The 12,468-nt window shown below is 40.2% G+C and carries 1 protein-coding gene (only partly in view); it reads left to right on the top strand.

All coding sequences use genetic code 11. The features are described 5' to 3' along the window. A protein-coding gene (locus tag Bccel_RS09475; protein ID WP_050753324.1) for a fibronectin type III domain-containing protein crosses the window boundary here: on the top strand, positions 1-12,468 show its final stretch. It extends 22,221 nt beyond the left edge of the window; 12,468 of the gene's 34,689 nt are visible here — the last part of the coding sequence; the start codon falls outside the window, past its left edge; it ends in the stop codon at positions 12,466-12,468.

Genomic DNA, 12,468 nt, shown 5'->3' with positions numbered 1-12,468 from the left:
AATAATTACAAAACATGGAATAAGGAAACTTTTGATTCTCTAAAGAAAGTAAAATTTGGAAATGATGATGATGTTCGACAAAAGTTATCAGGATTAATAGGTATAGACAAATTAGAGCCTATAATTCAAAACACTAAAGGAAATACATATGAAAGAATAAGGCTTGTAGCATATGAAATTCTTGGAAAGCAACAATTTGAAATACTTACCAAAAGCGGAATATTTGAATCATATGAAAATTACCTTAACAGCGATTTATATGTTGACAGTCCATATGAAGATGTTGAAGATGATAACCTTGATTTAAGCCCGGGTATGATGCTTAAGACAACAACTGAAATAAAAGATATTGCTTCATTAAAAACTGTTACAGACAGGATGATTGATCAGTCTATATCTATTATAAAAGGATATAATAACTCAAATAGTTATCCCTCTTATTATCCAGTTGAAGTGCTAGCTCAGTACCTTGAAGATTTAAATGATCAAATTGAAGCAATATCAGGTACAGTAGACAAACCATATAAAGGACCTGCAAAATATAAAAAGATAAATATTTTTGATAGTAATTCAGATGAAGTACATCCTGCTATTAAAGATTTGAAATTTTTGAATGATTCATATTCTAAGATGCTAAAAGATACTTCAAGTGGGTATGGTGTAATACTTGATCGAGCAAATAATAACATTCTTAAAGGGAGGATATATAGTATTAATGCTTTATGGCAGCCAATGTCCCTTGCAATAGGAATTAGTCCTGTTTTATCCTTAATTAACATTCCATATGGTATTTTATATGGAATGACTACAAGTAGGATTAGGGAAATCGAATGTGATATTTTGACATTGGAGAATAATTCAAGGAAAAGAATAGCATCAGATTTAGCTAACATGATAACTGGTACTGGTATAGCATATACCAGAGAAATTAGTATAGCAGAGTCAGTTAAAAACTTAATAACAAACATTGATAGATGGAGAAAGATTGATCCACCAATACCTGTAGAAGTGAAAAGTGTATCAGTACCAGATTTGATAACTAACATAGGTGAAAATTATTCACAAGGTGAAGCAGTGATTGCCTTAAAGAATACCCATTCTGGTGATATATCTGTAATCGTCGATATGGATTTATGTTCAGGAAAGATGAAAGTTGGTAGTTTCAACTCAGACCAATATTCAATCAAGCCTGGTGAGACTAAAATAATAAAAATACCATTTGAAGTTCAGAAATCAACATTAAGTGATGTTACTGGTTATAGAAGCATAATTACAATAAATATATCAGAACCTGGTACAATGACACTTGGTGATCCAAAGGGACCATTTATTGCACATTTTTATGCTGGAACTGAGGCACAGATAAATGCTTTCAGAAAACAAATAAAAGTTAGTCAACCTATGGGTAAAAAACTGGAAGGTGGGGAAGCAGAAGAAATACTTTATACCGTTGGAAACTCGACTAAAGACATTAAAATCATTTTAGCTTCAAAAGATTTGTCAAAAATGGAACTTCATGTGTATGACAAGGATGGTAAACATATTGGAAATGCTGTTAATGGTATCTTTGAGAATACTATATTACAATCAGAAGTGATTACATTAAGTAATATAAATGATATGGTAGTCATACATAATCCTATTAGTGGTCCATACAGAATTGTAGTTAAGCTTCCAGAGGGAGAAAAGGATCAGGAATACAGTCTTGAAGTTACAGAAATTGGCAATATCGGTGCTGTGCCTGAAGTTGAAGCCGTTAAATATGTTTTGAGTAATACTAATAATGTCGATATTGATTTGAATATTTACGAGAGTTCATTCCAAAATAAAGTTGATTTTGTTGGATTAAAAATGCTTGAATTCAAGGATATGAACGGAAAGCCTGTGAATGTATTAACATCCTCATTTAAAGCTCATGATGGAACCGATGTTACTGGGGGAATTGTTACTGGAATACCTTCTGGAATGGTTGCTTCAGTTGTTGGAAGTGTTGAGTTTGAAAAAGACATTCCTGATGGATGGTATATTGGTAAAGCAAGAATAAATGTTAAAGGAATTAATTTAAATCCAGACTTTGGATGTTATACAGAAAATGTTTCTGTAATTGAGAAAGTTTATGGTTGGCAATATATTGAAGGATCGGGGACTGGGCCTTACACAACTGGCATTTCAGAGTATTTTATTGATGTACCTATTGCGGTAAATATCAATTCTTCAGTGCCAACAATGCCTCAAATTGATCAAATTAAAAAATTCCAGATGAATGGTAAGAATTATGTTTGGGTTGAGGGTCATGGTCAAAAAGGTGAATCAATAGAGACATATATAGATGGAGTTTTATGTTCAAAAGAGAATATTCAAGATAATTTGAAGTTTGACACAACAATAGAAATAGCTCCAGGTAAGCATCAGATGGAAATTGTATCTGTCAATTATTTAGGTGTGAAGAGTTTAAGCAGTTATAAAACAGAAATGGTAGCTATGGATTTAACTGAGCCAGTTATAGTACCAGTTTTGCCTAAAGATGGAGAGACATTGTATGTGCGACCAAAACAAATTGAATTTAATGCTATGGACACTGATTCAGGAATAGATACTAGCTCTTTAACAGTGTCTTTAGATGGCAAAGTTATTTCAAATGATATACTGGTTGATAGTGGAAACGGTAGTTACAAACTATTGCTAGATACATTGCTAGATGGTAATCACACTGTTACAGCCACTGTTTATGATAATGTAAATAACAGGTGTGATTCTAATTGGAATTTTACAATAGATACTGCCAGTTATACTGATGTAAGCCTAAGTTCATACTTATACACAGTTGATGTAAACTCTGGTAAAATAACAAATATTCCGTATGAGACGACTGTTACTGATTTCTTTAATAACATAAGAATTAATAAGATTGCAACAGTAAAATTATTAAAGAATGATAATGTAACTCAGGTTACATCAGGAAATGTTGACACAGGAATGGTTGTTGAAGTTACCGCTGGTGATAAAGTTACCAAGAAAATATATAACATAAAAAATGACGATATTAAGCCATCTGTTCCTACTGGAGTGAAATTGGTTTCCAAAACAGCTAATGCTGTAAATATAAGCTGGACAACTTCAACAGATAATGTAGGAGTTACTGGTTATGAGGTATATCGGAATGGAACTAAGATTGGAAGTGTTATTGGAACCGTTTATAGTGATACAGGTCTTATTCAAGGAACTCTATATGTATATACAGTAAAGGCATTTGACAGAGACTACAATTTGTCTGATGCTAGCACGGGATTAAGTGTAAGAACAAATGACACCCAGGCACCGACAGTACCAACAGGATTAAAGGTTGATGATAAGACAGATAAAACAGTAAATATAAGCTGGACAGCATCTACAGACAATGTAGGAGTAGCAGGGTACGAGGTGTACAGAAACGGAACCAAGCTAGCAAGCGTAACGGGAACGGTATACGCAGATATAGGGTTGACCCAGGGAACATTATATACATACACAGTAAAAGCATACGATGCTTCAAGCAACATATCTGTAGCAAGCACAGGGTTAAGTGTAAGAACAAATGACACCCAGGCACCAACAGTACCAACAGGATTGAAGGTAGATGCAAAGACAGATAAAACAGTGAATATAAGTTGGACAGCATCAACAGACAACGTAGGAGTAACAGGGTACGAGGTATATAGAAACGGAACCAAGCTGGGAAGTGTAACAGGAACAGTATATGCAGACAGCGGACTCACCCAAGGAACATTGTACGTACACACGGTGAAGGCATATGATGGATCAAGCAACATATCGGCATCAAGTACAGGGTTGAGTGTAAGAACTAATGATACCCAGGCACCAACGGTACCAGCAGGATTGAAGGTAGATGCAAAGACAGACAAGACGCTGAATATAAGCTGGACAGCATCTACCGATAATGTAGGAGTAACAGGGTACGAGGTGTATAGAAACGGAACCAAGCTGGCAAGTGTAACAGGAACAGTATACGCTGATATAGGCTTGACTCAAGGAACCCTCTACGTATACACAGTAAAGGCATACGATGCAACAAGTAACATATCGGCAGCAAGCACTGGATTAAGTGTAAGAACCAACGATACCCAAGCACCAACAGTACCAACAGGATTGAAGCTAGATGCAAAGACAGATAAAACAGTGAATATAAGCTGGACAGCATCAACTGACAATGTAGGAATAAGTGGCTATGAGGTGTACAGAAATGGAACCAAGCTGGCAAGTGTAACAGGAACAGTATATGCAGACAGCGGACTTACCCAAGGAACCCTATACGTATATACAGTAAAAGCATATGATGCAACAAGCAACATATCAGCAGCAAGTGCAAGCTTGAGTGTAAGAACAAACGATACCCAAGCACCGACAGTACCAACAGGATTGAAGGTAGATGCAAAGACAGACAAGACGGTGAATATAAGCTGGACTGCATCCACCGACAATGTAGGAGTAGCAGGATACGAGGTATATAGAAACGGAACCAAGCTGGCAAGTGTAACAGGAACAGTATATGCTGACAGTGCACTCACCCAAGGAACATTGTACGTATACACAGTGAAGGCATATGATGGATCAAGCAACATATCAGCAGCAAGTGCAGGGTTAAGTGTAAGAACAAACGATACCCAAGCACCAACAGTACCAACAGGATTAAAAGTAGATGCAAAGACAGACAAGACAGTAAACATAAGCTGGACAGCATCTACCGATAATGTAGGAGTAACAGGGTACGAGGTGTATAGAAACGGAACCAAGCTGGCAAGTGTAACAGGAACAGTATACGCTGACATAGGCTTGACTCAAGGAACCCTCTACGTATACACAGTAAAGGCATACGATACAACAAGTAACATATCGGCAGCAAGCACAGGATTAAGTGTAAGAACCAACGATACCCAAGCACCAACAGTACCAACAGGATTGAAGCTAGATGCAAAGACAGACAAGACAGTAAACATAAGCTGGACAGCATCTACCGATAATGTAGGAGTAACAGGGTACGAGGTGTATAGAAACGGAACCAAGCTGGCAAGTGTAACAGGAACAGTATACGCTGATATAGGCTTGACTCAAGGAACCCTCTACGTATACACAGTAAAGGCATACGATGCAACAAATAACATATCGGCAGCAAGTACAGGATTAAGTGTAAGAACGAATGACACCCAGGCACCGACAGTGCCAACAGGATTGAAGGTAGATGCAAAGACAGACAAGACAGTAAACATAAGCTGGACAGCATCTACCGATAATGTAGGAGTAACAGGGTACGAGGTGTATAGAAACGGAACCAAGCTGGCAAGTGTAACAGGAACAGTATACGCTGATATAGGCTTGACTCAAGGAACCCTCTACGTATACACAGTAAAGGCATACGATGCAACAAGTAACATATCGGCAGCAAGCACAGGATTAAGTGTAAGAACCAACGATACCCAAGCACCAACAGTACCTACAGGATTGAAGCTAGATGCGAAAACAGACAAGACAGTGAATATAAGTTGGACAGCATCAACAGATAATGTGGGAGTAAGTGGATACGAGGTATACAGAAACGGTACTAAGATAGGTAGCGTAACAGGAACGGTATATGCAGATTTAGGATTAACTCAAGGTACGCTGTATGTATACACGGTGAAGGCATATGATGCAACAAGCAACATATCAGCAGCAAGTGCAGGGTTGAGTGTAAGAACAAACGACACTCAGGTACCGACAGTACCAACAGGATTGAAGGTAGATGCGAAGACAGACAAGACAGTGAATATAAGTTGGACAGCATCTACAGACAATGTTGGAGTAAGTGGATATGAGGTGTACAGAAACGGAACTAAGCTAGCAAGTGTGACAGGAACGGTATATACAGACAGCGGACTTACTCAAGGAACATTGTACGTATACACAGTAAAAGCATACGATGCATCAAGCAACATATCGGCAGCAAGTACAGGCTTGAGTGTAAGAACAAACGATACCCAAGCACCGACAGTACCATCAGGATTGAAGGTAGATGCGAAGACAGACAAGACAGTGAATATAAGTTGGACAGCATCAACAGATAATGTTGGAGTAAGTGGATATGAGGTGTACAGAAACGGAACCAAGCTAGCAAGTGTAATAGGAACAGTATATGCCGATTTAGGATTAACCCAAGGTACGCTGTATGTATACACGGTGAAGGCATATGATGCATCAAGCAACATATCGGCAGCAAGTGCAGGCTTGAGTGTAAGAACAAATGATACCCAGGCACCGACAGTACCAACAGGATTAAAGGTAGATGCAAAGACAGACAAGACAGTGAATATAAGCTGGACAGCATCTACAGACAATGTAGGAGTAAGTGGATATGAGGTGTACAGAAACGGAACCAAGCTAGCAAGAGTGACAGGAACGGTATATGCAGACAGCGGACTTACTCAAGGAACATTGTACGTATACACGGTGAAGGCATATGATGCAACAAGCAACATATCAGCAGCAAGTGCAGGGTTGAGTGTAAGAACGAATGATACCCAAGCACCGACAGTACCAACAGGATTGAAGGTAGATGCGAAGACAGACAAGACAGTGAATATAAGCTGGACAGCATCTACAGACAATGTAGGAGTAAGTGGATATGAGGTGTATAGAAACGGAACCAAGCTAGCAAGTGTGACAGGAACGGTATATGCAGACAGCGGACTTACTCAAGGAACATTGTACGTATACACAGTAAAAGCATACGATGCATCAAACATATCGGCAGCAAGTACAGGCTTGAGTGTAAGAACAAACGATACCCAAGCACCGACAGTACCAACAGGATTGAAGGTAGATGCCAAGACAGACAAGACAGTGAATATAAGCTGGACAGCATCCACCGACAATGTAGGCGTAGCAGGGTACGAGGTATATAGAAATGGAACAAAGCTTGCAAGTGTAACCGGAACCGTATACGCAGACAGCGGACTCACTCAAGGAACCCTATACGTATATACAGTAAAAGCATACGATGCAACAAACAACGTATCAGCAGCAAGTGCAGGGTTGAGTGTAAGAACAAATGATACCCAAGCACCGACAGTACCTGTAGGATTGAAGGTAGATGCAAAGACAGATAAGACAGTAAATATAAGCTGGACAACATCAACTGACAATGTAGGAGTAACATGCTATGAAGTATATAGAAACGGAACCAAGCTAGCAAGTGTAACAGGAACAGTATATGCAGACAGCGGACTCACCCAAGGAGCATTGTACGTATACACGGTGAAGGCATATGATGCATCAAGCAACATATCGGCAGCAAGTGCAGGGTTGAGTGTAAGAACAAACGACACTCAGGCACCGACAGCACCAACAGGATTGAAGGTAGATGCAAAGACAGATAAGACAGTGAACATAAGTTGGACAGCATCTACAGACAATGTAGGAGTAACAGGATATGAAGTATATAGAAACGGAACCAAGCTAGCAAGTGTAACAGGAACAGTATATGCAGACAGCGGACTTACCCAAGGAACTCTATACGTCTATACAGTAAAAGCATACGATGCATCAAGCAACATATCAGCGGCAAGTGCAGGCTTGAGTGTAATAACAAACGATACCCAGGCACCGACAGTACCAACAGGATTGAAGGTAGATGCAAAGACAGATAAGACAGTGAATATAAGCTGGACAGCATCTACAGACAATGTAGGAGTAAGTGGATACGAGGTATATAGAAACGGAACCAAGCTTGCGAGCGTAACAGGAACAGTATATGCCGATTTAGGATTAATCCAAGGTACGCTGTATGTATACACGGTGAAGGCATATGATGCAACAAGCAACATATCAGCAGCAAGTGCAGGGTTGAGTGTAAGAACAAACGACACTCAGGCACCGACAGTACCAACAGGATTGAAGGTAGATGCGAAGACAGATAAGACAGTGAATATAAGTTGGACAGCATCAACTGATAATGTAGGAGTATCAGGCTATGAAGTATATAGAAACGGAACCAAGCTAGCAAGTGTGACAGGAACAGTATATGCCGATTTAGGATTAACCCAAGGTACGCTGTATGTATACACGGTGAAGGCATATGATGCAACAAGCAACATATCAGCAGCAAGTGCAGGGTTGAGTGTAAGAACAAACGACACTCAGGCACCGACAGTACCAACAGGATTGAAGGTAGATGCAAAGACAGATAAGACAGTGAGCATAAGCTGGACAGCATCTACAGACAATGTGGGAGTAAGTGGATACGAGGTATATAGAGACGGAACGAAGCTAGCAAGAGTGACAGGAACAGTATATGCAGACAGCGGACTCACCCAAGGAACATTGTACGTATACACGGTGAAGGCATATGATGCAACAAGCAACATATCGGCAGCAAGTGCAGGCTTGAGTGTAAGAACAAATGACACCCAGGCACCGACAGTACCAACAGGATTGAAGGTAGATGCGAAGTCAGATAAGACAGTGAATATAAGCTGGACAGCATCTACAGACAATGTAGGAGTAAGTGGATACGAGGTATATAGAAACGGAACCAAGCTGGCAAGTGTAACAGGAACAGTATATGCAGACAGCGGACTTACCCAAGGAACATTGTACGTATACACAGTGAAGGCATATGATGCATCAAGCAACATATCGGCAGCAAGTGCAGGCTTGAGTGTAAGAACAAATGATACTCAAGCACCGACAGTACCTGTAGGATTGAAGGTAGATGCAAAGACAGATAAGACAGTGAATATAAGCTGGACAGCATCAACTGATAATGTGGGTGTAACTGGGTATGAGGTATACAGAAACGGAACCAAGCTGGCAAGCGTAACAGGAACAGTATACGCGGATATAGGCTTGACCCAGGGAACATTATATACATACACAGTGAAGGCATATGACGCATCAAGCAACATATCGGCAGCAAGTGCAGGCTTGAGTGTAAGAACAAATGATACCCAAGCACCGACAGTACCAACAGGACTGAAGGTAGATGCGAAGACAGATAAGACAGTGAACATAAGCTGGACAGCATCAACAGACAATGTGGGAGTAACAGGGTATGAGGTATACAGAAACGGAACCAAGCTGGCAAGCGTAACAGGAACAGTATACGCGGATATAGGCTTGACCCAGGGAACATTATATACATACACAGTGAAGGCATATGACGCATCAAGCAACATATCGGCAGCAAGTGCAGGCTTGAGTGTAAGAACAAATGATACCCAAGCACCGACAGCACCAACAGGACTGAAGGTAGATGCGAAGACAGATAAGACAGTGAATATAAGTTGGGCAGCATCTACAGACAATGTAGGAGTAAGTGGATACGAGGTATATAGAAACGGAACCAAGCTGGCAAGTGTAACAGGAACAGTATATGCAGACAGCGGACTTACCCAAGGAACTCTATACGTATATACAGTAAAAGCATACGATGCATCAAGCAACATATCGGCAGCAAGTGCAGGCTTGAGTGTAAGAACAAACGACACTCAAGCACCGACAGTACCAACAGGACTGAAGGTAGATGCGAAGACAGATAAGACAGCGAACATAAGCTGGACAGCATCAACAGACAATGTAGGAGTAAGTGGGTACGAGGTATATAGAAACGGAATCAAGCTGGCAAGCGTAACAGGAACAGTATACGCGGATATAGGCTTGACCCAGGGAACATTATATACATACACAGTGAAGGCATATGACGCATCAAGCAACATATCGGCAGCAAGTGCAGGATTGAGTGTAAGAACAAACGACACTCAAGCACCGACAGTACCAACAGGATTGAAGGTAGATGCAAAGACAGACAAGACAGTGAATATAAGTTGGGCAGCATCTACAGACAATGTAGGAGTAAGTGGATACGAGGTATATAGAAACGGAACCAAGCTGGCAAGTGTAACAGGAACAGTATATGCAGACAGCGGACTTACCCAAGGAACTCTATACGTATATACAGTAAAAGCATACGATGCATCAAGCAACATATCGGCAGCAAGTGCAGGATTGAGTGTAAGAACAAACGACACTCAAGCACCGACAGTACCAACAGGATTGAAGGTAGATGCAAAGACAGACAAGACAGTGAACATAAGTTGGACAGCATCTACAGACAATGTAGGAATAGCAGGGTACGAGGTATATAGAAATGGAAGCAAGTTGGCAAGTGTAACAGGAACAGTATATGCTGACATAGGACTCACTCAAGGAACCCTATACGTATACACAGTAAAAGCATATGACGCAACAAACAATATATCGGCAGCAAGTACAGGCTTGAGTGTAAGAACAAATGATACCCAAGCACCAACGGTACCAGCAGGATTGAAGGTAGATGCAAAGACAGACAAGACAGTGAATATAAGCTGGACAGCATCAACTGACAATGTGGGTGTAAGTGGATACGAGGTATATAGAAACGGAACTAAGCTGGCAAGTGTAACAGGAACAGTATATGCCGATTTAGGATTAACCCAAGGTACGCTGTATGTATACACGGTGAAGGCATATGATGCAACAAGCAACATATCAGCAGCAAGTGCAGGGTTGAGTGTAAGAACAAATGATACCCAGGCACCGACAGTACCAGCAGGATTGAAGGTAGATACAAAGACAGACAAGACAGTGAATATAAGCTGGACAGCATCAACTGATAATGTAGGAGTAACAGGATACGAAGTATATAGAAATGGAGTCAAACTTGCAAGCGTAACAGGAACAGTATATGCAGACATAGGACTTACTCAAGGAACCCTCTATGTATACACCGTTAAGGCATATGACGCAACAAATAATATTTCGGCAGCAAGTGCAGGCTTGAGTGTAAGAACAAATGACACCCAGGCACCGACAGTACCAACAGGATTGAACGTAGATGCAAAGACAGATAAGACAGTAAACATAAGTTGGACAGCATCTACAGACAATGTAGGAATAGCAGGGTACGAGGTATATAGAAATGGAAGCAAGTTGGCAAGTGTAACAGGAACGGTATACGCTGACGCAGGTTTGGCCCAAGGAACACTGTACCTGTACACGGTTAAAGCATACGATGCAACAAATAACATATCGGCAGCAAGTGTAGGGTTGAGTGTAATAGCAAACGATACCCAAGCACCGGCAGTGCCAACAGGATTGAAGGTAGATGCAAAGACAGACAAGACAGTGAATATAAGCTGGACAGCATCTACGGATAATGTGGGAGTATCAGGCTATGAAGTATATAGAAACGGAACCAAGCTGGCAAGTGTAACAGGAACAGTATATGCCGATTTAGGATTAACCCAAGGAACATTGTACGTATACACGGTGAAGGCATATGATGGATCAAGCAACATATCAGCAGCAAGTGCAGACTTGAGTGTAAATACTTTAGCTGAATTGATTTCCAATACAGATTTCAACGTAAGTACAAGCAATTGGAGCTTTTGGTCTCAAACTTCTGGTAATGCCACTGGTTCTAGAGATACTATCCAATATGCTTCAATGCCTGCAAGTTATAAAATAACTTGTAACACTATAGGAAGTAGAGTATCAGATGTACAATTTTATACTTATGGATTAAAACTTGACGCTGGTAAAAAATATAACCTAACATTTAAAGCAAAAGCATCAGTTACATTTACAATTCCTAGTATACAGATTATGAGGCTAGATAGCCCATGGACTTCTTACTCAAATGTTACAAATGTTAATATTAGTACTGAGTGGAAGACTTATAACTGTTTATTTACATCAAATATGACCGATTATAATGGCAGACTTACATTCTTTGTTGGAAACTCATTACCATCAGGACAGACATTAAATATTGACGATATATCTCTGCAAGAAGTGATTAGTGACACCCAAGCACCAACAGTACCAGCAGGATTGAAGGTAGATGCAAAGACAGACAAGACAGTGAATATAAGCTGGACAGCATCAACTGACAATGTAGGAGTAAGTGGCTATGAGGTGTACAGAAACGGAATCAAGTTGGCAAGCGTAACAGGAACGGTATACGCTGATGCAGGTTTGGCCCAAGGATCATTGTACGTATACACAGTAAAAGCATATGATGCAACAAAAAACATATCAGCACCAACTAGTGGACTAAATGTAAGAACAACAGCTACTGAAGTAGGATATTTGGATTCGCCTAGATCGGGTGATAATATATCAGGATTAACTAATGTTTATGGTTGGTTCTATAATGCATCGGGAGTTGCCAAGGTCGAGATATTTGTTGATGGTATCTTTAATGGCACAGCTTTATATGGAGCTGCGAGAACAGATGTACCTTTAGTATATCCTGAAGTTGGTAATAATTCGGGGTTTAGTTATAAGCTAGATACTACAAAGCATAGTGTAGGAACACATACAATATCTGCAATAGGAACGGGTAATAATGGCATACAAACTTTACTAAGAGTGGTAATGGTAAATATTACAAATTAG

The sequence above is a fragment of the Pseudobacteroides cellulosolvens ATCC 35603 = DSM 2933 genome (genome assembly GCF_001262605.1).
Lineage (GTDB): Bacteria > Bacillota > Clostridia > Acetivibrionales > DSM-2933 > Pseudobacteroides > Pseudobacteroides cellulosolvens.
The sequence above is the reverse complement of the archived record's forward strand: the minus strand, read 5'-3'. Positions and strand labels throughout refer to the sequence as shown.